Source organism: Pantoea sp. MBLJ3 (assembly GCF_000816655.1).
Taxonomy (GTDB): Bacteria; Pseudomonadota; Gammaproteobacteria; order Enterobacterales; family Enterobacteriaceae; genus Pantoea; species Pantoea eucalypti.
In genome coordinates, this window is sequence record NZ_JSUT01000003.1 from 436841 (window position 1) to 459916 (window position 23076).

20 protein-coding genes are annotated in these 23076 nt (G+C 54.4%); 12 read left to right on the forward strand and 8 right to left on the reverse strand.

Annotated features, from left to right (window positions below):
• Positions 1–18: 18 nt before the first annotated feature.
• Entirely contained in the window at positions 19–951 is a 933-nt protein-coding gene (gene rlmF, locus NP77_RS05140) for a 23S rRNA (adenine(1618)-N(6))-methyltransferase RlmF (RefSeq protein WP_039659267.1), read from the forward strand.
• A 75-nt stretch (positions 952–1026) separates the two neighbouring features.
• Here the strand turns inward: rlmF and glnQ are convergent, their stop codons facing one another.
• From glnQ to rhtA, 5 genes are all read right to left on the reverse strand, one after another.
• On the reverse strand, positions 1027–1749 hold the full coding sequence (glnQ, locus tag NP77_RS05145; protein ID WP_003851741.1) for a glutamine ABC transporter ATP-binding protein GlnQ: 723 nt from the start codon (positions 1747–1749) through the stop codon (positions 1027–1029).
• On the reverse strand, positions 1746–2405 hold the full coding sequence (glnP, locus tag NP77_RS05150) for a glutamine ABC transporter permease GlnP (protein WP_003851740.1): 660 nt from the start codon (positions 2403–2405) through the stop codon (positions 1746–1748). Before glnP ends, glnQ begins: the two co-directional genes overlap by 4 nt.
• Positions 2406–2483: 78 nt before the next feature.
• The gene (glnH, locus tag NP77_RS05155; protein WP_003851738.1) at positions 2484–3230 is read right to left on the reverse strand and encodes a glutamine ABC transporter substrate-binding protein GlnH; all 747 of its coding nucleotides are present in this window, start codon (positions 3228–3230) and stop codon (positions 2484–2486) included.
• Positions 3231–3549: 319 nt separating this feature from the next.
• Positions 3550–4053, reverse strand: coding sequence for a DNA starvation/stationary phase protection protein Dps (gene dps, locus NP77_RS05160; RefSeq protein ID WP_003851735.1), 504 nt, complete (start codon positions 4051–4053; stop codon positions 3550–3552).
• 325 nt (positions 4054–4378) lie between these two features.
• The gene (gene rhtA / locus NP77_RS05165) at positions 4379–5293 is read right to left on the reverse strand and encodes a threonine/homoserine exporter RhtA (protein ID WP_003851733.1); all 915 of its coding nucleotides are present in this window, start codon (positions 5291–5293) and stop codon (positions 4379–4381) included.
• Between the two features lie 368 nt (positions 5294–5661).
• On the opposite strand from rhtA, the gene ompX reads away from it, so the two are divergent.
• Entirely contained in the window at positions 5662–6174 is a 513-nt protein-coding gene (ompX, locus tag NP77_RS05170; RefSeq protein ID WP_008925816.1) for an outer membrane protein OmpX, read from the forward strand.
• Positions 6175–6410: 236 nt separating this feature from the next.
• Here ompX and NP77_RS23780 read toward each other — a convergent pair whose 3' ends face one another.
• Positions 6411–6602 carry a hypothetical protein gene (locus tag NP77_RS23780; RefSeq protein ID WP_003850513.1) on the reverse strand — a complete coding sequence of 64 codons (192 nt, stop codon included), beginning with the start codon at positions 6600–6602 and terminating at the stop codon, positions 6411–6413.
• Positions 6603–6854: 252 nt separating this feature from the next.
• Between NP77_RS23780 and mntR the strand changes: the two genes are divergently transcribed.
• The 7 genes from mntR (at position 6855) to NP77_RS05210 (ending at position 15864) form a co-directional block, all read left to right on the forward strand.
• The gene (mntR, locus tag NP77_RS05180) at positions 6855–7313 is read left to right on the forward strand and encodes a manganese-binding transcriptional regulator MntR (protein ID WP_003850512.1); all 459 of its coding nucleotides are present in this window, start codon (positions 6855–6857) and stop codon (positions 7311–7313) included.
• A gap of 20 nt (positions 7314–7333) precedes the next feature.
• Positions 7334–8443 carry an SLC13 family permease gene (locus tag NP77_RS05185; RefSeq protein ID WP_039659272.1) on the forward strand — a complete coding sequence of 370 codons (1110 nt, stop codon included), beginning with the start codon at positions 7334–7336 and terminating at the stop codon, positions 8441–8443.
• A gap of 149 nt (positions 8444–8592) precedes the next feature.
• Positions 8593–9738 (forward strand): HlyD family secretion protein, encoded by a 1146-nt coding sequence (locus NP77_RS05190; RefSeq protein WP_003850510.1) that lies wholly within the window; start codon positions 8593–8595, stop codon positions 9736–9738.
• Positions 9735–11303, forward strand: a complete 1569-nt coding sequence (locus tag NP77_RS05195; protein ID WP_039659273.1) for a DHA2 family efflux MFS transporter permease subunit — start codon at positions 9735–9737, stop codon at positions 11301–11303. The genes NP77_RS05190 and NP77_RS05195 overlap by 4 nt, the downstream gene beginning before the upstream one ends.
• 1 nt (position 11304) lies before the next feature.
• Positions 11305–12834: an efflux transporter outer membrane subunit gene (locus NP77_RS05200; protein ID WP_003850508.1), complete on the forward strand. Its 1530-nt coding sequence runs from the start codon at positions 11305–11307 to the stop codon at positions 12832–12834.
• A gap of 857 nt (positions 12835–13691) precedes the next feature.
• A complete protein-coding gene (locus NP77_RS05205) occupies positions 13692–14093 on the forward strand; it encodes an H-NS family nucleoid-associated regulatory protein (protein ID WP_003850507.1) in 402 nt (133 codons plus the stop codon).
• A gap of 178 nt (positions 14094–14271) precedes the next feature.
• Positions 14272–15864 carry an ABC-F family ATPase gene (locus NP77_RS05210; protein ID WP_008925818.1) on the forward strand — a complete coding sequence of 531 codons (1593 nt, stop codon included), beginning with the start codon at positions 14272–14274 and terminating at the stop codon, positions 15862–15864.
• A gap of 526 nt (positions 15865–16390) precedes the next feature.
• Here NP77_RS05210 and moeB read toward each other — a convergent pair.
• Both moeB and moeA read right to left on the reverse strand, forming a co-directional pair.
• Complete coding sequence (moeB, locus tag NP77_RS05220; protein WP_039659275.1) at positions 16391–17149, reverse strand: molybdopterin-synthase adenylyltransferase MoeB; 759 nt, start codon at positions 17147–17149, stop codon at positions 16391–16393.
• Entirely contained in the window at positions 17150–18385 is a 1236-nt protein-coding gene (gene moeA / locus NP77_RS05225; protein WP_039659277.1) for a molybdopterin molybdotransferase MoeA, read from the reverse strand.
• A 256-nt stretch (positions 18386–18641) separates the two neighbouring features.
• Here moeA and NP77_RS05230 point away from each other — a divergent pair, with 256 nt between their 5' ends.
• From NP77_RS05230 to gsiB, 3 genes are read left to right on the forward strand one after another with little or no spacing between them, the layout of a single operon-like run.
• Entirely contained in the window at positions 18642–19601 is a 960-nt protein-coding gene (locus NP77_RS05230) for an isoaspartyl peptidase/L-asparaginase family protein (RefSeq protein WP_003852309.1), read from the forward strand.
• Between the two features lie 9 nt (positions 19602–19610).
• A complete protein-coding gene (locus NP77_RS05235; RefSeq protein WP_008925822.1) occupies positions 19611–21467 on the forward strand; it encodes a dipeptide ABC transporter ATP-binding protein in 1857 nt (618 codons plus the stop codon).
• A gap of 54 nt (positions 21468–21521) precedes the next feature.
• On the forward strand, positions 21522–23057 hold the full coding sequence (gsiB, locus tag NP77_RS05240; RefSeq protein WP_039659278.1) for a glutathione ABC transporter substrate-binding protein GsiB: 1536 nt from the start codon (positions 21522–21524) through the stop codon (positions 23055–23057).
• Positions 23058–23076 lie beyond the last annotated feature (19 nt).

A 23076-nucleotide genomic window follows, 5' to 3' on the forward strand; every position in this document is an offset into this window, starting at 1 on the left:
GAATAATTGAGAGAACGTATGAAAAAGTCAGCCAGCACGTCGCCCTTCCACGCCCGCAATCGCCATCAGGGCGAATACGATTTTGCCGCGTTAACCGCTGCTCATCCGCCGCTGAAGGCTAAAGTCCGGCCTAATGGTTATGGCGTGAAGTCCGTGGATTTTGCGGACCCGGAGGCGGTGATGCTGCTGAACCAGGCGCTGATCAAACTCTTTTACGACATCGACTGGCAGCTTTCTCCCGGCTCACTCTGCCCGCCGGTACCGGGACGCGCCGATTATCTGCACTACCTGGCCGATCTGCTGGCGCTGGATAACAACGGCGTTATCCCGATGGCGGACATTCTCGATGTTGGCTGCGGCGCAAACTGCATCTATCCACTGATTGGTGCGGCAGAATATGGCTGGCGCTTTACCGGCACCGAAATTGATCAAGCCGCCATCAAAGCCGCTAACCGCATCGTTGCGGCTAACCCACGCCTGACGCGCCAGATCCGTCTGCGTCGTCAGAAAAACAGCGATGCGGTGCTGGCGGGTGTGGTCAGCAAAACGGAATTCTTCAGCGCGGTGATGTGTAATCCGCCATTCCACGCGTCGCCGGATGAGGCAGTGGCCGGTTCGCAGCGCAAGGTCCGCAATCTCGGACTGGACAAGAGTGCGCCACTTAACTTTGGCGGGCAGCACAATGAGCTGTGGTATCCCGGTGGCGAAAAGGCGTTTATCGGCAAGATGATCGCCGAGAGCGTGGCGCTGGGTCGTCAGATCGGCTGGTTTACCTCGCTGGTGTCGCGCAAAGAGAACTTGCCGGCACTGGAAAAGCAGCTGCAGGCGCTCGACGTTGCTGAAGTGCGGGTGGTGAACATGGCCCAGGGTCAGAAACAGAGCCGCTTTCTGGCGTGGAGTTTTATGCCTGCCGCACCGCGCAGCAAACTGCTGAGTCGTCTGGGAAGTTAGGGTTTTCCCGGTGCAGGCACGCTATTACTGCGGCCAGGGGCATAAAAAAACGGGCCGCTTAGCGGCCCGTTTTGATCAGGAGACGTGCTGCAGGAATTCGCGCAGACGGTCACTGGGTGGATTGCTGATCAGGCTGTCAGGATCGCCATCTTCCGCAATCCGGCCTTTATCAATAAAGATCAGGCGCGAGGCGACCTTCTGTGCAAAGCCCACTTCATGCGTCACAATCACCATCGTCATGCCTTCTTCCGCCAGATCCTGCATCACTTTAAGGACTTCATGACGCAGTTCCGGGTCCAGCGCTGAGGTTGGCTCATCGAACAGCATCATCTTTGGCTTAACCGCCAGCGCACGGGCAATCGCCACGCGCTGCTGCTGGCCGCCGGACAGCTCAGACGGAAAATGATGTGCACGCTCTGCCAGGCCCACTTTGCCCAGCAACTCACGCGCCAGCTGGCGTGCCGCTTCTTTACTGGCGCCACGCACCCGGATAGGACCAAAGGCAACGTTGTCCAGCGCACTCATCTGTGGGAACAGATGAAACTGCTGGAATACCATGCCCGCTTCCTGACGAATCAGGCGGTCATCAACTTTCGGGTCATTCACGCGCAGGCCATCAACAATCAGCTCGCCGCTGGTGATCTCTTCCAGCTTGTTAATGCAGCGTAAAAGGGTGGATTTACCGGAACCGGATGGGCCGATAATCACCACCACTTCGCCCTGGTTAATCTTCAGATCAATATTGTGCAGCACCTGGGTCTGGCCAAAATGCTTGGAGACATCTTTAAATTCAATCACAGGATTTTCACCCTTTTCTCAATGCGGCGCAGCACAAAGCTCAGCACCAGCGTAATCACCAGATAGATGATCGCGACGGCGCTCCAGATTTCCAGAGCGCGGAAGTTACCGGCAATAATCTCCTGACCCTGACGCGTCAGTTCAGCCACACCAATAACGATAAACAGCGAGGTATCTTTGATGCTGACAATCCATTGGTTGCCCAGCGGTGGCAGCATACGACGAAGCGCCAGCGGCATAATCACGTAGCGCAGCGTCTCACGGCTCGACAGGCCAAGCGCCAGTCCGGCTTCGCGGAAGCCCTTATTAATCGACAGCACGGCACCACGCGTAATCTCCGCGATATAAGCGCCAGAGTTAATCATGATGGTCACTACCGCTGCGCTGAAGGGATCAATGCGCAGGTCGGGGAACGCCATCGGCAGAGCAAAGTAGATGAACATCACCTGCACCACGATAGGGGTGCCGCGGATAATTTCGATAAACACCAGTGCGATGTTATTGGTGATCCAGCCGCCGTAAGCGCGGGCAAAACCGGCAATCAGCCCGATAAACAGGCCGCCAACCAGTCCAATAACAGAGATTATTAAAGTCAGTTTAGCGCCTTCAAGCAGCGCTGGCATGGCGGGCCAGATGACGCTCCAGTCAAACTCCATGGTGTCACTCCAGATATGTTGCGATGGAAAAAAGCAGGGAAAAAGTTTCCCTGCTGAAATCAGATAACGGGCAAATTATTATTTAGGTTCGGTGCCGAACCATTTTTTATAGAGCGTGTTATAGGTGCCGTTCTCTTTCAGGGTTTTCAGTGCGCCGTTTACTTTTTCACGTAAATCGTCGCTGCCTTTCGGGAAGGCGATACCATACTGCTGCGCTTCAATCGAATCGCCTACCGCTTTAAAGCGGCCTTTACCGGCGGTGTGGATGAAGTAAAGAATGTTTGGCGTGTCATGCAGCACGGCGTCCGCACGGTTAGTGCCCAGTTCCATGTAGGCGCTGTCGATGTTCGGGAACTGACGCAGGTCTTTAGATTTGATGTGGGCTTTTGCGTATTCCACAGAGCCGGTGCCGCTTTTCACAGCAACCACTTTACCGTTCAGATCGCTGATGCCTTTGATGTCGTTTTCATTGTTACGCACCATTACCTGCAAACCGCTTTTGTAATAGCCATCAGAAAACTCGATCGCTTTTTTACGTTCTTCGGTAATGGTGATGCCCGCAAGGGCCAGATCGACATTGCGCGTTTGCAGTGCAGGGATGATGCCGCTGAAGTCCATTGGCTTCAGGGTATAATCCAGCTTCAGCTCTTTCGCAATGGCATCCCACAGATCCACATCAAAGCCGACATATTTGTCACCCTGTTTGAATTCGAACGGAACAAAGGCGGTATCGGTAGCGACAACCAGCTTCTTATCTGCTGCAGTGGAAGAGAGGGAGAAGGCCAGCGCCAGCGCGGCCACAGAAACTTTTAACAGTGACTTCATCATTTTTCCTTTTTTTACTACCAGGCGGCAGGGCCTGCGTTTGCGGCTTGTCATATGAAATAATTATGCCAACTTTGCAAATTTCGAGAAATCAGAGAGTTAAATAACATAGCTGACACGATTTTGCAGTTAATTCTGCCTTTGCACCATTTAGGTGCTTAGTTTTGGTGCAGATGGCTGTTTTGGTGCAAGCGGTAGTGTGCCTCAGATGTTAAGGCTGTGAAGCGAAGGAAGGAAGAACTGTTAACAGGGTCATAAAAATGCGGTAACGCAGACGTAAAAAAGGCGGGTTTCCCCGCCTGATTGACTGCATTGAGTTTTATTCAATGTTGGCTTCGATGAACCACAGGAATTTGTCCAGGTCACGTGATGCCGCAGTAAAGATGTCAGCGGTATCTTCATCTTTCACTTCAGTAATGGCTTTACGGGTATCATTAGCCACGACGCTGTAACGGTCTGCCAGCGCTTTCAGGTGATCCTGAACGCTGTGAATATTCAGCGGATAGCTTTTCAGCGGCGTCGTATCGTTAACAACCTGCGTGGTGCCCAGTGCAACGCCGCCCAGCTGTACCACACGCTCAGCAATGGTGTCCTGATGCTCGGTGATTGCAGTACGGAAGCCGTCCAGCATTTCATGTACACCGATGAAGTTAGCACCGCGCATGTTCCAGTGCGCCTGCTTAGTAATCAATGACAGGTCAATAAACTCGACTACCAGACGGTTCAACACCGCGATGGTGGCTTTCTTCTCATCTTCAGCCACGTCATTACGGGTATAAATCAGGTCAGCAGATTTAGTTTTAACCAGTTTAGCGGTACTCATCGTTTCAGTCCTCTCTTTGATGGTTGTCCTAATCAAGTACCGGATAAGTATAGCAGCGCTTTTCGGCTTTGCAGAAACGACTTTATCGATAGATGAAATAGTGCAGGTCTTTATTAAAAGCGGGAAGGCACCGACGAGGTTAATGTAATGTTAAAATAAAAGCACCTTGATTTAATTAATTAAATCAATACTTTAATTTTGTATGTAAATAACAGGTAAGCGTCTGTTTCAAAATAGTCAGAACATGGACAGGGGATGGTTAAGAATAATTCTCATGATGAGCATGATTGTTATTTAGCCCACCACAAAGGCAGGCTAAAGGCGTTTATTTCTGACCAGAATCTGATAATTCCACGCTGCTTAACTGGCTCTTTTTCGGTCGCATGGTCAGCGTTGAGCCTGCCGAAGCGATGATGATCGCCAGTAGCGCCAGCCACTGTAGGCCCGTCAGCGTTTCGCCCAAAAACAGCATGCCGGAAAAAGCGGCCATGGCGGGTTCCAGACTCATCAGCGTGCCGAAGATGCGCGCCGGTAAACGGGTAAGGGCGATCATCTCCAGTGAGTAGGGTATCGCGCTGGAGAGCAGGGCAACCAGCAATGCGATCGGCATTACGGCCCATGTCCAGATGCCACTTTCTGCAAACGTCAGCCCCAGCGGTACAAAAATCACCGAAGCAATCAGCGAACCAATAGCCACTGTCGCAGGACCATGTTCTGCGCCTGCCCGCTGCCCCGCCAGGATATAGATTGCCCAGCAGGCACCCGCACTCACGGCCAGTGCTGCGCCCAATGGATCAATCGCGGTCATCCCTGTCCCAAACGGCAGCAGGAACCACAAACCAATCACCGCCAGCAGCACCCAGACAAAATCCAGTGGTCTGCGCGATCCAAACAGCGCCAGCGCCAGTGGACCGGTAAACTCCAGTCCCACCGCCACGCCCAGCGGCACAGTGCGAATCGCCAGATAGAATGTGAAGTTCATGGTGCCCAACGCCAGACCATACATCAGCAAAGGCAGACGTTGTTCCCGGCTAAAGCGTAAACGCCAGGGTTTAAAGATGACACAGAGTATCAGGGTGCCAAAGCCCAGACGCAGCGCGGTGATTCCCGTCGCCCCAACAGAAGGAAACAGGCTTTTTGCCAGAGAAGCACCGCCCTGCAGCGACAGCATCGCAATCAGCAGTACGGCAATTGGCAACACGATTGGCGCAAGATTTTTAGAAGCGGGAGAGGCAGACATCCTGTGTACTTTTCCTGGTCATCAACGTAACGAGTGGGCCAGTGTAAAGGAAATGTCAGGGAAAAAATCATGAGTCAGCGTTTTTAATTTGCCTTAACTGCGCAAATTTTGGCCAAAATCAGTGCCATTTAGGTAAAGAAATGTCAGGTTTTTTTAGGAATTAACTTAAACGGCAAATTGAGCACAAAAAGATTATTGCAGGAAGATGACGGATTTTATAAGAAAAATGAATGACATAGTATGTCGCATTAACGTCCTGTTACACCAAACTTTCTGTTAGACAACAAAATCCGGGCAGAGTTTCTCGCTATTTTTTGTTATATTTTCAGCGTTGTCAGGAGAGAAGTATTTTCACATTTGAGGTGGTTATGAAAAAAATTGCATGTCTTTCAGCATTAGCCTGTGTACTGGCAGTATCTGCAGGTTCAGCAATGGCACAGAGCACCGTAACTGGTGGCTATGCTCAGAGCGATTATCAGGGCGTAGCGAACAAAGCTAACGGCTTCAACCTGAAATACCGCTACGAAGACGGTTCTAACCCACTGGGTTGGATCGGTTCATTCACCTACACTGAAAAAGATCGTACCGAAGATGGCGTTTACAACAAAGGCCAGTACTACGGTGTGACCGGTGGTCCAGCTTTCCGTCTGAACGACTGGGCTAGCATCTATGGTGTTGTCGGTATCGGCTATGGTAAATACCAGGGCAACGAAACTGCATCACGTGATAAAACTGACACCAGCGACGTAGGTTTCTCTTACGGCGCAGGCATGCAGTTTAACCCAATGCAGGACATCGCACTTGACGTTGGTTACGAGCAGAGCCGTATCCGTAGCGTTGACGTCGGTACCTGGATTGCTGGCGTAGGTTACAGCTTCTAAGTTTAGCTTAGCTGACCTGCAAAAAAACGGCCCCTTGTGGGCCGTTTTTTATTGTGCTGATTTTACCCGCCACCCCGACTTACCTGTCGGTCTCCCGTCTCATTCTCTGGCAGACGCTGATCTGCAGGCATGCCCCTTTCAGCCTCAGGGCAGTTTCTTATGAGGGGAAAAAACAAAGAGAACAAACAGAGGGGCGTGAGCCTTTCAACCGCAGGCAAAAAGGCTCTGAATCAGGATTAGCCGCGCCAGATAAGATTCGGACAGCGAGGTTCGGCAGGCTTATGGCCCAGCAGTTTTTCAATCAGCATCAGACGCAGTGTGAAAGGGGAACGCGTCAGCAGGCACAGCCAGGATTTAAACTCCGTGGTTGTTTTCTTCTCTGTCTGGAAGCATTTGCTGCAATCTAAGCAACATTTCAGAGTGCTCATAGAATTACCTCCCAATCCTGATCGACGCGGTAATCAGCAGCGTGGGGTGAGAGCGTCATCATCACCAGAGCAACAGAAGATCACTAGGGATCATGCGTTGGCTGCTTACATTATCAACAAAGATAGCACTGGCTATATCGTTTAGCCAAGGCTAATGACGAAAAATTTGAGCTTCTTTGTGGCTGGTTTACAATGAGCGCAGCTAAATCCGTACAGCAGCGTCAGTACGGGAAATAATAATGAGGAAGCTGAATGAGTCGTCGTGCTAAAAGCGTGGTTTCTGCGCCGAAAGGACCACTGAAAGATATTGAAGAGCATGTCGAAGGTTTTCGGCAGGTGCGTGAAGCGCATCGTCGGGAGTTAATTGATGACTACGTTGAGTTAATCTCTGATTTAATTGGTGAATTTGGCGAAGCACGTCAGGTCGATATGGCAGCCCGTCTGGGCGTTTCGCAACCGACAGTGGCTAAAATGCTGAAACGACTTGGCAGTGCCGGGCTGGTTGAGCAGGTCCCTTACCGCGGTGTCTTCCTGACCAGTGAAGGGGAGAAGCTGGCAGAGGAGAGTCGCGCCCGTCATCATATTGTTGAAAGTTTTCTGCTGGCGTTAGGCATCAGCCCCGAAACGGCCCGACGCGATTCAGAAGGTATTGAACATCACGTCAGTGATGAAACTCTGGCTGTATTTAAGAAGTTCTCCGAAACCCGTTAACGCTAAGGCGTACCCTCACCATGCCACAACTGCTTCGATCTTTTTTGCATGACTCAATTTTGCATTTATTAATCGTGATTGGTGTAGTTCTGGCATTCCTGGCGGATTTCCGCTGGGCCGATCTGCCCGGAGCCGTAGACTGGCATACCATTATCACACTCACCGGGTTATTGATTCTGACCAAAGGGCTGGAAACCAGCGGCTACTTTGACGTGCTGGGAGGACGCCTGATTGCGCGTTTCCGGCACGAACGTGCGCTGGCGCTATTTATGGTACTGGCTGCCGCGTTGCTCTCCACGTTTTTAACCAACGATGTTGCGCTGTTTATTCTGGTGCCGCTGACATTAACGCTGCGGAAGTTCTCTCATTTACCTATCTCGCGACTGATCATTTTCGAGGCGCTGGCAGTGAATGCCGGGTCGCTGCTGACGCCGGTCGGCAATCCGCAAAACATTCTGCTGTGGAGTCACGGCAAGCTCAGCGTTATTGCATTCATTGTGCAGATGCTGCCGCTGGCCGCCTGGCTGCTGCTGAGCCTGGTCGTGCTGACCTGGTTTAGCTTTTCAAAGCGGACGATTGATAAACATGACAACCCGGAGCAGCCGGAGTGGCAGAAGCCGCTGTTTATTGTCAGCGTGGTGTTATACCTGCTGTTTATCGCCGGTCTGGAGCTGGAAATCACCGGCTGGATACTGCTGGTTATCCTCGCCACCTTTATGGTAATGGCGCGTCCGGTGCTGCAACGTATCGACTGGAGCCTGCTGGCGGTGTTTATCGCCATGTTTATTGACGTCTTCCTGCTGACACGTCTGCCGGTGATGCAGGCTCACTTTGATGCGGTGGCGCATTTCGGCCAGGGGCAGCTCTATCTGCTGGCGATTGGTCTGTCACAGGTGATAAGCAATGTCCCGGCGACGATTCTGCTGCTGCAAAAAGTCCCGCCAACCGATGTGCTCGCCTGGGCGGTCAACATCGGTGGATTCGGTCTGCTGCCAGGTTCACTGGCTAACCTGATTGCTCTGCGTATGGCGAAAGATCGTGCCATATGGTGGCAATTTCATCTCTTTTCCCTTCCTTTGCTGGCCTGGTCAATGGCCAGCGGCTGGCTACTGCTGCGGTTGCTCAATTAGGCCCGATACATCCTGCTATCGCTGTCAGGTGGCAGGATGTGCGGCATTCCTCAAGTTTCGTAAAGTTGCACTGGATTTTGTCAATTTCCGATATAAGGTTAACAGGACCTTTATGCCCGGAATCAGGGCCTTAGCCAGTGATGGGAACTATGAGCGAGAACAATCAACGCGATCCACATCAGCAGGACGCAGAAAACACGACGGATCAAAACCGTCAGTCAGAGGAAAATCAGGACAACGACCAGCAGCCTGAGCGTAAACGCCCCGGTAAAAAGCCGCTGATTATTCTGGCGGTGGTGGTGGTGATTATGCTGATTGTTGGTCTCTGGTTCTGGTTATCTACCCGCAATATTGAAACCACCGACGACGCCTTTACCGAAGGCGATGCCGTTACTATTGCGCCTAAAGCATCCGGCTATGTCGTGAAGTTGCTGGTGAAAGATAACCAGCGGGTGAAGAAGGGCGATCTGCTGGTGGAGATTGATCCCAGCGACAACCGTGCCCAGCGTGAGCAGGCTAACGCGCAGCTCGGTTTAGCCGTTGCACAACTGCATCAGGCGCAGGCCCAGCTGGCGCTGTCAAAAGTACAGTATCCGGCTCAGCGCGATCAGGCTCTGGCCGATCAGGCGAAAGCAGAAGCCAATATGCTGAATGCGCAGGCGGATTATCGTCGCCAGCGTGGCGTCGATCCACGTGCGACCAGCCAGCGTAATATCGACAGCGCGTCTGCGCAGCTACGTTCGGCGCAGGCACAGTTACAGAGTGCGAAAGCCCAGGTTGAAGTCGCTTCACAGGTTGCCCTGCAGATTCGTCAGCAGGAGACCAATGTTGAAGCGCGTCAGCAACAGGTTGAGCAGGCGAAAGCACAGTTAAGCACGGCCGATCTTAACCTCTCCTATACCCAGGTTCGCGCGCCCTATGACGGGTTTATCACCAAGCGTAACGTTCAGCTGGGCACGCTGGTGCAGGCCGGTTCCTCTCTGTTCTCGCTGGTTTCGCCTGACATCTGGGTTACTGCAAATTTCAAAGAGTCTCAGCTGGAACGCATGAATCCTGGCGATAAAGTGAAAATCAGCGTTGATGCCTGGCCGGACATGAAGCTGGAAGGACATGTCGACAGCATTCAGATGGGTTCCGGCTCACGCTTCTCGACCTTCCCGTCAGAAAACGCCACCGGTAACTACGTGAAAATTGTTCAGCGTGTGCCAGTGAAAATCGTTATCGACAAGGGCCTGGATCCGAACCATCCGCTGCCGCTGGGTCTCTCCGTTGAACCCGAGGTAACAGTGGAATGAGTACGGCGCAGAGCTGGAAACCGGCCAGTAATCCGTGGTTAGTGGCAATCACGGTGACGCTGGCGGTGTTTATGGAGATCCTCGACACCACCATCGTTAACGTGGCGCTGCCGCACATCGCCGGTTCGCTCTCCTCCAGTTATGATGAGTCAACCTGGGTGCTGACGTCCTATCTGGTGGCGAACGGCATTGTGCTGCCTATCTCTGCGTTCTTCAGCCGGCTGTTTGGCCGTAAACAGTTTTTCCTGATTTGCATTGTGATGTTCACCATTTGCTCGTTCCTGTGCGGCATCGCCACTGAACTCTGGCAAATCATTCTGTTCCGCGTGCTGCAGGGCTTTTTTGGTGGCGGATTGCAGCCCGTTCAGCAGTCCGTGCTGCTGGACTACTTCAAGGCAAAAGATCGCGGCAAGGCATTTGGTCTCTCCTCCATCGCTATTATCGTCGCGCCGGTGATTGGCCCGACATTGGGTGGCTGGATCACTGACAACTACAGCTGGCGCTGGGTGTTCTTTATTAACATTCCGGTGGGCGTGCTGACTGTGCTGGCGATCTATCAGCTGCTGGAAGATCCGCCTTGGGAGCGTAAATGGGCCAAAGGTAAGCTGAAGATCGATTACATCGGGATCAGCCTGATTACCTTAGGCCTGGGGTGTCTGCAGGTGATGCTGGATCGAGGAGAAGATGAGGACTGGTTTGCTTCGCACTTTATCGTACTGTTCGCTGTTCTGGCGCTGGTTGGCATCGTTGGCGCCATTTACTGGCTGATGTATGCGCGTAAGCCGGTGGTCGATATTCTGGTAATGAAAGACCGCAACTTCTGGGTGGCCGGGCTGTTGATGGCGGGAATGGCAATGATTCTGTATGGCAGTTCTGTGGTGTTGCCACAGCTGGCGCAGCAGGATCTGGGTTATACCGCCACCTGGTCAGGGCTGGTGTTGTCGCCCGGCGCGGTGCTTATTGTGCTGACCATTCCACTGGTGCTGAAACTGATGCCGATTGTGCAGACGCGATACATCATCGCCTTTGGTTTCAGCTGTCTGGCCATGGCGTTTTTCTATTCAGCTACCCTGACGCCGAATGTCGATTTCAAAACGCTGGTGATGATGCGTAGCGCACAGTCGATCGGGCTGGGTTTCCTGTTTGTTCCGCTGACTACGATTGCTTTTGTCACCATTCCTCAGCGACTTAACGCGGACGCCTCCGCGCTCTTTACCATGTTCCGTAACGTGGCCGGATCCATTGGGATCTCGCTTTCGACCGCGGCCATTACCGAGCGCGCACAGGCGCGGTCTGCGCATATGGTGCACAACATGACGCCGCTTAACGAGCCGTTCAACATTACGCTTGAGCACTGGGCGCAGGCGATACGCGACTTCACGTCGGCGGTGGGCGATCCCATTACGCTGGCAACCGGTCAGCTCTATCAGGAGATGATTGCGCAGTCGCGTATTCTCGCATACATCGATGTCTTCTCAGGCCTGAGTATTGTCGCCCTGATTTTGATTCCATTTTGTTGGCTGCTGTCGCCGATCAAGAGCGAAGGCAGTGCAGGAGCACACTAACATGAAGGTTTTTTATACTCATCGCCTGAAACCCCTGAGCTTACTGCTGGCCCTGGGGCTGGCGGGCTGCGCTGTCGGACCTGACTATCAGGCACCGAAACCTGCCGTGCCAGGTAGCTACAACACGCTGGATTCGCAGGAGGCGTCAAAGCCACAAAACGCCGCAATTAATTCCCGCTGGTGGCGGAGCTTTAACGATCCGCAGCTCGACAGCCTGATTGAGCGGGCGATAGCGGGGAACCTGAGCCTGCAGCAGACAGTGCTGCGGATTGCGGGCGCGCGTGAACAGCTGACGCAGGCCCAGGGCAGCCTGTTCCCCAGTCTGAGCGGTTCGGCTAAAGTCACCCGTCAGCAGCTCGGCCTGAAAGGCTTGCTTGAGTCCAATGGCGCCACCGATCAACTCGACAGCAACGTGGCCAGCCAGCTCAATGGCCTGACCCAGCCGGTTAACCTCTATCAGGGCAGCTTCGATGCCAGCTGGGAGCTTGACCTGTGGGGCAAAGTTCGCCGTCAGGTTGAGGCCGCCAATGCCCAGCAGCAGGCAGCGATAGAGCAGCGTAACGATGCGCTGGTCTCACTTGAGGCTGAAGTTGCGCGAGCCTGGCTGCAGCTGCGAGGCGCGCAGAGCACCGTTCAGACTCTGCAGGAGCAGATTAATGTGGCGCAGCAGACGACCGAGCTGACGCAAAGTCAGCAGCGTAATGGTCTGGCTCCGTTAACTGATGTAGAAAATGCCCGTGCCCAGCTCAGCACGCTTCAGGCCCAGCTGCCGCAGTATCAATCGCAGGCACGGCAGGCGATGAACGGATTAGCGGTGCTGCTTGGCAAAACACCGGGTGCACTGGATGCTGAACTCAGCACACCTAAAGCCTTACCGCCGTTGCCGCAGTTTGTACCGGTTGGTATTCCCTCCACGCTGGCACGTCGTCGTCCTGATATTCGCCAGGCTGAAGCGACGCTGCATGCTCAAACCGCGGAGATCGGCGTGTCTGTTGCGCAGCTCTTCCCAAGCCTGTCGCTGACCGGACAGCTGGGCGTACGCAACACTGACGCCAGTTATCTGGATAACTGGAGCAGCCATTTCTACAGTTATGGCCCCTCGCTTTCGATCCCGATTTTCCAGGGGGGACAACTGGTATCGAGCGTCAAGTTAGCGCGGGCGCAGCAGGCCAGCGCCGCGCTGGATTACCGTCAAACTGTGCTGACGGCGTTACAGGATGTCGAGAATGCGCTGGTCAGCTACCGCGCCGACCAGCAGCGCGTGACTGCGCTGGATGAGACGACCGGCGCCCTGCAGCGGGCCTTTAACCTCGCCAGCGACAGTTACCGCCAGGGGCTTTCGACCTTCCTTGACGTGCTGGATGCGCAGCGCCAGCTGGCACAGGCTCAGGAGCAGGCGACTCAGGCGAGAATGCAGAGCGCTCTGGATTTAGTGGCGCTTTATAAAGCGCTGGGCGGCGGATGGGAAACGTATCAGAACGTTGAGATGCCGCAATATCCGGTATTTGGTCCGGCCACACAGGCGAATTAATCCTTTCGCGGTCGCTGCCTGTGCGCAGTGACCGCTTTATCTCTCCCTTTTAACCGCGTTAAGTTAAGGGTTCTCACCCACTCAATGTAAATCTCAATGGTCTAAGCCGTTGAATTAGCATACATCGCAGCCCCAACGCGTCCGGTCCGGACTGCAGAAAATAAACAGCCAGTCTTAGCCGGAATATTATCAGCGCTTTTGACCGGCAATTATTTTTACGTTACCGGCCATCCTGGATTCTGAGCCGTGTCACCTTTCTGAATTTATTTCTTTGACGATTCTTTAATGCAACTTACGACTGTTAAGGTGAGAGCACGTGATCATTCACCAGGCGGAGTCAGACCCTACAGTTATTGCACAGCCGGTCGGGCTGCGAATAATCTGACGCTGCTGGAAATCTCACCGTTAAAAAAGGGCTGGCTGCACGCTGAGGGATAATTAAAAAAAACACGCGAGCGGTAATAATTTTGCACTATTTAAGGTGGGGGAGGCGGTTTTTCAGGCATGATCTGTAAGCTGGTGTGACAGAGATCTCAATCAGGGCACGCGTTTAATCAGCTATCAACGAACCTTTAATTGCAATTAATGACGCGCTGTAGTGCGCGTTTAGCGAAAATCGTTAACGCCTGTTGCCGGTATAACAAGGCTGAAATCGTTTTCATCGGTTGAGTAAAAGGGCGATTTGTTGTTAATTCAGCGTTAATAAATTACCAGCCACTGCCGATTTAATAGTAAGATTTTAACTGAAATTAAAACTTAGGAATTATCTGTAGCGTAAAAATAATTTATTTTTTTATTTGAATTAGGTAGTCTTGGCGCTACAGTTTTATTAACCCCCCTTAATCAAGGACATTGTGATGAGTGACGCATTTAAGGTACTGAACAATATTCGCACATTACGTGCCCAGGCTCGTGAACTGCCACTGACCGATCTTGAAGAGATCCTGGAAAAATTAACGGTAGTCGTTACTGAGCGCCGCGAAGAAGCAGAAGCGGAAGAGACACAGAATCGCGAAAAAGAAGAAAAGCTGTCTAAATATCGCGAAATGCTGCTGGCTGACGGCATCGATCCTAATGAATTATTAGGTGCGCTGGAGAGCGGAAAAAAACGCACCAAGCGTGCGCCGCGTCCGGCTAAATATTCTTACACCGACGAAAATGGTGAGCAGAAATCCTGGACTGGCCAGGGCCGTACCCCGGCAGCGATTAAAAAAGCGCTGGATTCCGGTAAAAGCCTGGACAGTTTCCTGATCGATTGATCAACACAATCCTTGTAAGTGGGAGCCGGGGGGCCAATATGGCCCTCCGGCTTTTTTATTTCTGCCGGGATATCAATCACCCCGCCAGGAATCCACGCCTGACGCTGGCGTGCGCTGCGTCACATCTGGCATAATAGCCGCCGTTTTTTCATCCATTCTCTTCACAAAGGTCAATGCCGTGTTAGTTAGCAGCAATATCACCATGCAGTTTGGCAGCAAGCCACTGTTCGAAAATATCTCCGTTAAATTTGGCGGCGGTAATCGTTACGGTTTAATCGGTGCGAACGGCAGCGGAAAATCCACCTTCATGAAGATTTTGGGTGGCGATCTGGTGCCTTCAGGCGGCAACGTCTCTTACGATCCTAATGAGCGTATCGGTAAGCTGCGTCAGGATCAGTTTGCCTTTGAAGAATTCAGCGTACTGGACACCGTAATCATGGGTCACCATGAATTATGGGAAGTGAAGCAGGAGCGCGACCGTATTTATTCTTTGCCCGAGATGAGCGAAGAAGAGGGGTATAAAGTCGGCGATCTTGAAGCGCTCTACGGTGAGATGGACGGCTATAGCGCCGAGTCCCGTGCCGGTGAGTTATTGCTCGGCGTGGGTATTCCGGTTGAGCAACATTACGGCCCGATGAGCGAAATTGCGCCGGGCTTTAAATTGCGTGTGTTGCTGGCACAGGCGCTGTTTTCAAATCCCGATATTTTGTTACTCGACGAACCGACGAACAACCTGGACATCGACACTATTCGCTGGCTGGAGCAGGTGCTGAACGAGCGTGACAGCACCATGATTATCATTTCGCATGACCGTCATTTCCTTAATATGGTCTGCACTCACATGGCCGATCTGGATTATGGCGAGCTGCGGGTTTATTCCGGTAATTATGACGAATATATGACCGCTGCAACGCAGGCACGTGAACGTCTGTTATCAGATAACGCGAAGAAGAAAGCGCAGATTGCTGACTTACAATCGTTCGTCAGTCGTTTTAGTGCTAACGCCTCTAAATCGCGTCAGGCGACATCACGCGCCAAGCAGATGGATAAAATTAAACTGGATGAAGTGAAAGCTTCCAGTCGTCAGAACCCATTTATCCGCTTTGAGCAGGACAAGAAGTTGTTCCGTAATGCGCTGGAAGTGGAAGGTTTAACAAAAGGCTTTGATAACGGTCCGCTGTTTAAGAATTTAAATCTGCTGCTGGAAGTCGGTGAGAAACTGGCGGTCATCGGTGCCAACGGTATTGGTAAGTCGACGCTGTTGAAATCGCTGGTGGGTCAGCTTACGCCAGATAATGGCACTGTTAAATGGTCAGAGAACGCACGCATTGGTTATTACGCTCAGGATCACGCCGATGATTTTGCCAATGACCTGACAGTATTTGACTGGATGAGTCAGTGGAAACAGCCTGGCGATGATGAGCAGACCATTCGCGGTATTCTGGGTCGTCTGCTGTTTTCGCAGGATGATATTAAGAAGCCGGCGAAAGTGCTTTCGGGTGGTGAGAAGGGTCGTATGCTGTTCGGTAAGCTGATGATGGAAAAACCGAACATTCTGATTATGGATGAGCCGACCAACCACCTGGATATGGAGTCGATTGAATCACTCAATATGGCGCTGGAGATGTATGAAGGCACGCTGGTGTTTGTTTCACATGACCGCGAATTTGTCAGCTCGCTGGCAACCCGCGTGATTGAGCTGAAAGCAGACAAGGTGGTGGACTTCACCGGTAATTATGAAGATTACCTGCGCAGTCAGGGTATCGTCTGATAAAAACGGGGTGGCGCAGGCCACCCCGTTTTTTTGGTGCTGATGAGAGAGCTGAATGCTTATTGATTGTCAGAGGGTGTGGGTTGGGCTGAATGCCACGCTCATAGGTTATCTGACAGCAACGCAAATGCTCAAGGCGCAGGGAACACGGTCAGAGGAGGAAAGCGTCCCGCGCCAGGGACGGCGTGGGCCGAGCATCCATGGATGGTTTAAGCGACTTTCCGATCTGCCCGTGTTCCTGAAGCAGATCTCAATCTGATCGCTAAGCATTCACACTCTTATCAGCTGAGCGGGCTTCAGGGAGCATACGTGTTTCGCAAAGACATAAAAGACCCCATCCCTGGCATGCTCAGCGCGGGCGATTACGCACCTCATCCCTGAGGTGCGCTCGTAACCCGGCCAACGCATTGCGTTGTTCAAAAAACGCTCCCGGCGTTTTTATCCGGGCGGCGCGATGCTTTGCTACAGGCGTATGCTCCCTTCGCTTTAAGTTTTGAGCTGTCTGCGAACGGATATCTGCAGAAGGTTAATCTCCACCGCCACACACTTCACAGTGCGCGTCCTGCGCGACTTTCATGCTGCGGAACTCCGCGCTCATCGCATCGTACATCAGCAACCGGCTGGTGGCGGGTGTGCCAAAGGCGGTCAGTACTTTAATCGCTTCCATCGCCTGCATTGCACCAATGACGCCAACCAGCGGGGCCATGACGCCCGCTTCCACGCAACTCAGGGTCTGTTCGCCAAACAGGCGGCTGATGCAGCGATAGCAGGGCGTGCCGGGCTGCCAGTTAAATACGCTGATCTGACCTTCCATCCGAATTGCGGCGCCCGAGACCAGTGGCACCCGCTGCTGCCGACAGAGCCGGTTAAGCTGCTCACGCACCGCAACATTGTCGGTGCAGTCCAGCACCACCTGCTGCCGGGCAATCAACGCCAGCAGCGCTGCGTCCTCCAGCTGTCCATTGACCGGATGCAGCAGGCAGTGCGGATTGATAGCGGCCAGGCTTTGCGCGGCAGAGTCCACTTTGGCGCGGCCAATATCCACGTCATGGTGCAGAATCTGCCGTTGCAGATTAGAGTGCGACACGGTATCGAAGTCGAGCAGTGTCATGTTGCCGACGCCCGCAGACGCCAGATAGGGCGCGGCGGCGCAGCCGAGTCCCCCCAGCCCGACAACCAGCGCATGACTCGCTTTGAGCCGCTCCTGACCGTCGAAATCAAAGCCGCGCAGGACAATCTGCCGGTTGTAACGCAGTATCTCCTCATCGCTTAATTCAGGCACCATTTATGCCTCCAGCAAGGCGTTGAACGGTTCTACCTCAACCCATTCGCCCGGCTCAACGTTTCCGCGTTCACGTTCCAGCACGATGAAACAGTTCGCCTGGGCAAAAGAGCTGAAGACGTGTGAACCCTGCATTCCGGTCGTCTCCACCTCCAGATCACCCTGTGCGTTCTGGCGCAGGATGCCGCGCTGGAAGTCGAGGCGGCCCGGCGACTTTTTCAGTCGCGAGGCGCTGCGCACTTTCTGACGGGGCGGCAAGGCGGATTTTTGCTGGCCGGTAAGGGTGGCAAGCAGCGGCTGTACCAGCTGATAGAAGGTCACGGCGGCGGAGACCGGATTGCCGGGCAGACCGCAGAACCAGCTGCTGTTAAGACGACCAAAGGCAAATGGTTTGCCAGGCTTAATCGCCAGTTTCCAGAAACTAATCGCGCCCAGCTCTTCCAGCATATTTTTAGTGAAGTCCGCTTCGCCGACCGAGACGCCGCCGGTGCTGATCACCACATCCGCCTGCCGATCGGCTTCCTCAAATGCGGCGCGAAGGGCAGCAGGATCATCTTTGATGATGCCAAGGTCGATGACTTCACAGTTGAGCTTATGCAGCATCAGCGAGACCGCAAAACGGTTAGTGTCGTAAATCTGGCCCTCTGCCAGCGGCTCACCGACCGGCTGAAGCTCATCACCGGTGGAGAAGATAGCGACCCGCAGTTTACGTAGCACGCTCACCTGCGCGATACCCAGCGAAGCCAGCAGCGGCAGCTCGGCGGCACCCAGACGTGTTCCCGCTTCCAGCACCACATGACCTGGCTGAATGTCGTCGCCGGTCAGGCGGATGTTTTGTCCTGGACGCACGGGCGCGGTAATCACAATCGCATCGCCCTGAGATTCGGTCTGTTCCTGCATCACCACCGCTTCACAGCCTGCGGGCACTGGGGCACCGGTCATGATGCGAATCACGCTGCCTTGCGGCCACTCACCGCTGAACGGCGCGCCCGCAAAGGCTTTGCCCGCGACGGGTAACGGCTGGCCGCTGCTGACATCGGCCAGCCTGACGGCGTAGCCATCCATCGCAGAGTTATCAAAGGGCGGCACGGCGATCGGGGAGGTGACGGCTTTTGCCGTGATGCGGCCGACCGCGTCGGCCAGCGACACGCTCAGTGAGTCGGTAACGGGCGTCAGCTGTGACAGCATTTTTTGTTGCGCCTCCTCAAGGGAGATCAAACCTGCAGTAAAACTTTCCATAAACAGTCCAGCCTGGTTAACTCAGATGCTGCCTATTATGAGTCGGATTAGCCGCTGAGTCACATCGGTGTCGGTCAGACGCGCCGGTTGTTATGGCAAAAATGAATCAGGGTGGTAAGAAAAGGTTATAACCACAGGAACAGTTTCCGCTTTACAACACTTAGCAGGCTTTCTATAGTCAAAAATCACCCAAAATGGGTGAAAACCATTTTAAATCAGTGTTTTTCGTCCTGATGCAACCACAGGGTAAAGCGTTATGGTCAATGCAGTGATCGCCATTCACGGCGGCGCGGGTGCAATTTCGCGCGCAGCAATGAGCGCTGAAAAAGAACAACACTATCGTCAGGCGCTACACGATATTGTTACTCAGGGTCAGCAGATACTGGCTCAGGGTGGCAGCGCACTGGATGCGGTGACGGAGGCCGTGCGACTGCTGGAGGAGTGTCCACTTTTCAACGCCGGTAAAGGCGCGGTGTTCACCCATCAGGGCACTCATGAACTTGATGCCTGCATCATGGATGGGCGTACGCTGGATGTGGGCGCGGTCGCGGGCGTGACGCGGGTGCGTAATCCGGTGCTGGCGGCACGTGCCGTGCTGGAAAAAAGCGAGCATGTGCTGTTTATCGGCGAGGGTGCAGAGCAGTTTGCCGTAGCGAACGGGCTGGAAATGGTTGCACAAGATTACTTCTCAACGCCGGAACGCTGGGAGCAGTTGCAGCGCGCGCTGAACAGCGATACCGCGGTGCTGGACCACGATGGTGCCGCGCACAGCGACGACCCGCTCGATCCGGACCGCAAGTTCGGTACGGTAGGCGCCGTCGCGCTGGATCTGGCAGGCAACCTGGCTGCAGCTACCTCAACGGGCGGTATGACCAATAAACAGGCCGGGCGGGTCGGCGACTCACCGCTACCGGGTGCGGGCTGCTACGCCAGCAACGACAGCGTGGCCGTCTCCTGTACCGGCACCGGTGAAGTCTTTATGCGCACGCTGGCGGCCTACGATGTGGCTGCGCAGATGCGCTACGCCGGACGTTCGCTGCAGCAGGCTACGGTTAATGTCATTCATGACAGCGTGCTGGAACTGGGCGGCAGCGGCGGGCTGATTGCGGTGGATCGTGCAGGTAACGTGGCGCTGCCGTTTAACAGCGAAGGCATGTATCGGGGTGTTGGGCGCGTCGGCGAAGCGGCGGACGTCGCGATATATCGCGAAAGTTAAGGGGCAGTGATGAGCGACAGGCAAACGTTATCGCCGCTGGCCCCTGAACAGGTACTCGCGGTGCGCGATCTCAATGTGCGTTTTCAGCACGAAGACACCGTCACGGATGCGGTGCGTCATTTGTCACTCGATCTGTTTCGGGGCGAAACGCTGGCGCTGGTGGGGGAGTCAGGTTCGGGGAAATCGGTCACCTCGCTGGCGCTGATGAGACTGATTGAGCAGGCGGGCGGAATCGTCAGCGGAGAAGTGCAATTGCGCCGTCGCAACGGCGACGTGCTGGATCTGATGCGCGCCTCAAAAGGTCAGATGCGCCGGGTACGCGGCGCGGATATGGCGATGATCTTTCAGGAGCCGATGACCTCACTGAATCCGGTCTTCTCCGTGGGCGAGCAGATTGCCGAATCCATTCGTCTGCACCAGGGTCTGAGCCACGCCGGGGCGCTGGCAGAGGCGCGCCGGATGCTGGATCTGGTGCGCATTCCCGATGCGCAGAATGTCTTATCCCGCTTTCCGCATCAGTTGTCGGGTGGGATGCGCCAGCGCGTGATGATTGCGATGGCGCTCTGCTGCAAGCCGGCGTTACTGATTGCCGATGAACCGACTACCGCGCTCGACGTCACCATTCAGGCGCAGATTCTGCAGCTCATCCGCGTGCTGCAAAAAGAGATGCAGATGGGAGTGATTTTTATCACTCACGATATGGGCGTGGTCGCCGAAATGGCCGACCGGGTGCAGGTGATGTATCGCGGCGAAGTAGTGGAAAATGCTCCGGTCGCCGAGCTGTTCAGCGCACCACAGCAGCCCTATACACAGGCGCTGCTGGCGGCGGTGCCAAAACTCGGCTCGATGCAGGGGCAGCCTTTGCCCGCCAAATTCCCCTTGCTGCACAGTGATGCCGTTGATGACGTGCCGCAGGATACGGTACGCCGCCTGCAGCCGCCGATTTTGCAGGTGCGCGATCTGGTCACCCGCTTTGATATTCGCGGTGGTCTGCTGAATCGGGTTAAAAGCCGGGTTCATGCCGTCGAAAAAGTCAGTTTTGATCTCTATGCCGGTGAGACGCTTGCACTGGTGGGGGAGTCTGGCTGTGGTAAATCGACCACCGGCCGCTCGCTGCTGAAGCTGGTGGCCAGTCAGGGCGGCACGCTGACGTTTGACGGCCAGCGAATAGATCATCTCTCCGGTGCCGCGCTGGCCCATCTGCGGCGTGATATTCAGTTTATCTTCCAGGATCCCTACGCCTCGCTGGATCCCCGGCTGACGGTCGGCTTCTCCATTATGGAGCCGCTGCTGGTCCACAAGGCGATGCCGCGTCGCGAGGCGGAGCAGCGCGTTGCCTGGTTGCTGGATAAAGTGGGACTGCTGCCGGAACATGCTCAGCGTTATCCGCATGAATTTTCTGGCGGGCAGCGTCAGCGCATCTGTATAGCCCGCGCGCTGGCGCTGAACCCCAAAGTGGTGATTGCCGACGAGTCCGTCTCGGCGCTGGATGTGTCGATTCAGGCGCAGATTATTAATCTGATGCTCGACCTGCAGCGCGAGTTTGGCATCGCCTTCCTGTTTATTTCCCACGATATGGCGGTGGTGGAGCGTATCAGCCACCGCGTGGCGGTGATGTATCTCGGTCAGATTGTCGAGATGGGGCCGCGTCAGGCGGTGTTTGAACAGCCTCAGCATCCCTACACCCGAAAACTCATGGCAGCGGTGCCGGTCGCCGATCCGGCTCACCGGCGTCGTGAACGCGCCTTACTGGTCGATGAGATCCCCAGCCCGATCCATGCGTTAGGGGATGAACCTGAAGTGGCGCCGCTGATGGAGGTGGCTCCGGGCCATTTCGTCGCCCGCCACATTATCAGCGCGACCTGAACAGTGACAATGTCGCCCCGGCGACCAACCCGACAGGGATTACAGGAGAACAAGATGCAGATGACGATGCGTAAAGGGTTACTGGCAGCTGGCGTGTTAAGCAGCGCAATGACATTGCCCGCCTGGGCAGCACAGGATGCGGTGATTGCCGTCGCGTCCAACTTCACCACGCTCGATCCCTATGACGCCAATGACACACTGTCGCAGGCGGTCGCGAAATCCTTCTATCAGGGTCTGTTTGGCTTCGATAAGGATATGAAACTGACTAACGTGCTGGCAGAGAGCTATCAGGCCAGCGCCGACGGCCTGACGTATACCATCAAGCTGCGTCCTGGCGTGAAGTTCCAGGATGGCACGGATTTCAATGCGGAAGCGGTAAAGGTCAACCTCGATCGTGCCAGCAACCCGGATAACCATCTCAAGCGCTACAACCTGTTTAAACGCATCGCCAGTACGGAAGTCGTGGATCCGACGACGGTAAAAGTGACGCTGAAAGAGCCGTTCTCTGCCTTTATCAACAACCTGGCCCATCCGGCGGCGGCGATGATTTCGCCAGCCGCGCTGAAAAAATATGGCAAAGAGATCGGTTTCCATCCGGTAGGAACCGGCCCGTTTGTGTTTGAAACCTGGAACCAGACCGATTTTGTGAAAGTGAAGAAGTGGGACGGTTACTGGAAGCCGGGCTATCCGAAGCTGGACAGCATCACCTGGCGTCCGGTGGTGGACAACAACACCCGTGCGGCGATGCTGCAGACCGGCGAAGCAAACTTTGCTTTCCCGGTGCCTTATGAGCAGGTGAAACTGCTGGAAAAGAACAGCAAGCTGGATGTGGTGACCTCACCTTCCATTATGCAGCGTTATATCAGCCTCAACGTCACTCAGAAGCCGTTCGACAACCCGAAGGTACGTGAGGCGCTGGAATATGCCATCAACCGTCAGGCGCTGGCGAAAGTGGCTTTCTCCGGTTATGCCACACCCGCTACCGGCATCGTGCCGTCCGCTGTCGACTTTGCACAGACCTATCCGGCCATCAGCTACGATCCAGCCAAAGCCCGTGCGTTGCTGAAAGAGGCGGGTTATCCGAACGGGTTTGAAACTACGCTTTGGTCATCACATAACCACAGCACCGCGCAGAAAGTGTTGCAGTTCACTCAGCAGCAGCTGGCGCAGGTTGGCGTGAAGGTAAAAGTCACGGCGATGGATGCGGGCCAGCGTGCCGCAGAAGTGGAGGGCAAGGGCCAGAAAGAGAGCGGCGTGCGGATGTTCTACACCGGCTGGTCTGCTTCAACGGGCGAAGCAGACTGGGCGCTGACGCCACTGTTTGCTACCGCAGCCTGGCCACCGGCGATCTTTAACACGGCGTTTTACAGCAATCCTAAGGTGGATAAAGATCTGGCCGAAGCGCTGAAAACCACTGACCGTGCAGAGAAAGCGCGCTTGTATAAAGATGCGCAGGACACCATCTGGCAGGACCATCCGTGGATCCCGCTGGTGGTGGAGCAGCTGGTTTCTGCCAACAGCAAAAACCTCAGCGGTTTTTATGTGATGCCCGATACCTCATTCAATTTTGATGAGGCCACTCTGAAGTAACGGAGCCGGCCAGCCTGCG

Coding starts and splice junctions, on each gene's coding strand:
- rlmF (WP_039659267.1), top strand. CDS start 19: ATGAAAAAGTCAGCCAGCACGTCGCCCTTCCACGCCCGCAATCGCCAT.
- glnP (WP_003851740.1), bottom strand. CDS start 2,405: ATGGAGTTTGACTGGAGCGTCATCTGGCCCGCCATGCCAGCGCTGCTT.
- glnH (WP_003851738.1), bottom strand. CDS start 3,230: ATGAAGTCACTGTTAAAAGTTTCTGTGGCCGCGCTGGCGCTGGCCTTC.
- dps (WP_003851735.1), bottom strand. CDS start 4,053: ATGAGTACCGCTAAACTGGTTAAAACTAAATCTGCTGACCTGATTTAT.
- rhtA (WP_003851733.1), bottom strand. CDS start 5,293: ATGTCTGCCTCTCCCGCTTCTAAAAATCTTGCGCCAATCGTGTTGCCA.
- ompX (WP_008925816.1), top strand. CDS start 5,662: ATGAAAAAAATTGCATGTCTTTCAGCATTAGCCTGTGTACTGGCAGTA.
- NP77_RS23780 (WP_003850513.1), bottom strand. CDS start 6,602: ATGAGCACTCTGAAATGTTGCTTAGATTGCAGCAAATGCTTCCAGACA.
- mntR (WP_003850512.1), top strand. CDS start 6,855: ATGAGTCGTCGTGCTAAAAGCGTGGTTTCTGCGCCGAAAGGACCACTG.
- NP77_RS05185 (WP_039659272.1), top strand. CDS start 7,334: ATGCCACAACTGCTTCGATCTTTTTTGCATGACTCAATTTTGCATTTA.
- NP77_RS05190 (WP_003850510.1), top strand. CDS start 8,593: ATGAGCGAGAACAATCAACGCGATCCACATCAGCAGGACGCAGAAAAC.
- NP77_RS05195 (WP_039659273.1), top strand. CDS start 9,735: ATGAGTACGGCGCAGAGCTGGAAACCGGCCAGTAATCCGTGGTTAGTG.
- NP77_RS05200 (WP_003850508.1), top strand. CDS start 11,305: ATGAAGGTTTTTTATACTCATCGCCTGAAACCCCTGAGCTTACTGCTG.
- NP77_RS05205 (WP_003850507.1), top strand. CDS start 13,692: ATGAGTGACGCATTTAAGGTACTGAACAATATTCGCACATTACGTGCC.
- moeB (WP_039659275.1), bottom strand. CDS start 17,149: ATGGTGCCTGAATTAAGCGATGAGGAGATACTGCGTTACAACCGGCAG.
- moeA (WP_039659277.1), bottom strand. CDS start 18,385: ATGGAAAGTTTTACTGCAGGTTTGATCTCCCTTGAGGAGGCGCAACAA.
- NP77_RS05230 (WP_003852309.1), top strand. CDS start 18,642: ATGGTCAATGCAGTGATCGCCATTCACGGCGGCGCGGGTGCAATTTCG.
- NP77_RS05235 (WP_008925822.1), top strand. CDS start 19,611: ATGAGCGACAGGCAAACGTTATCGCCGCTGGCCCCTGAACAGGTACTC.
- gsiB (WP_039659278.1), top strand. CDS start 21,522: ATGCAGATGACGATGCGTAAAGGGTTACTGGCAGCTGGCGTGTTAAGC.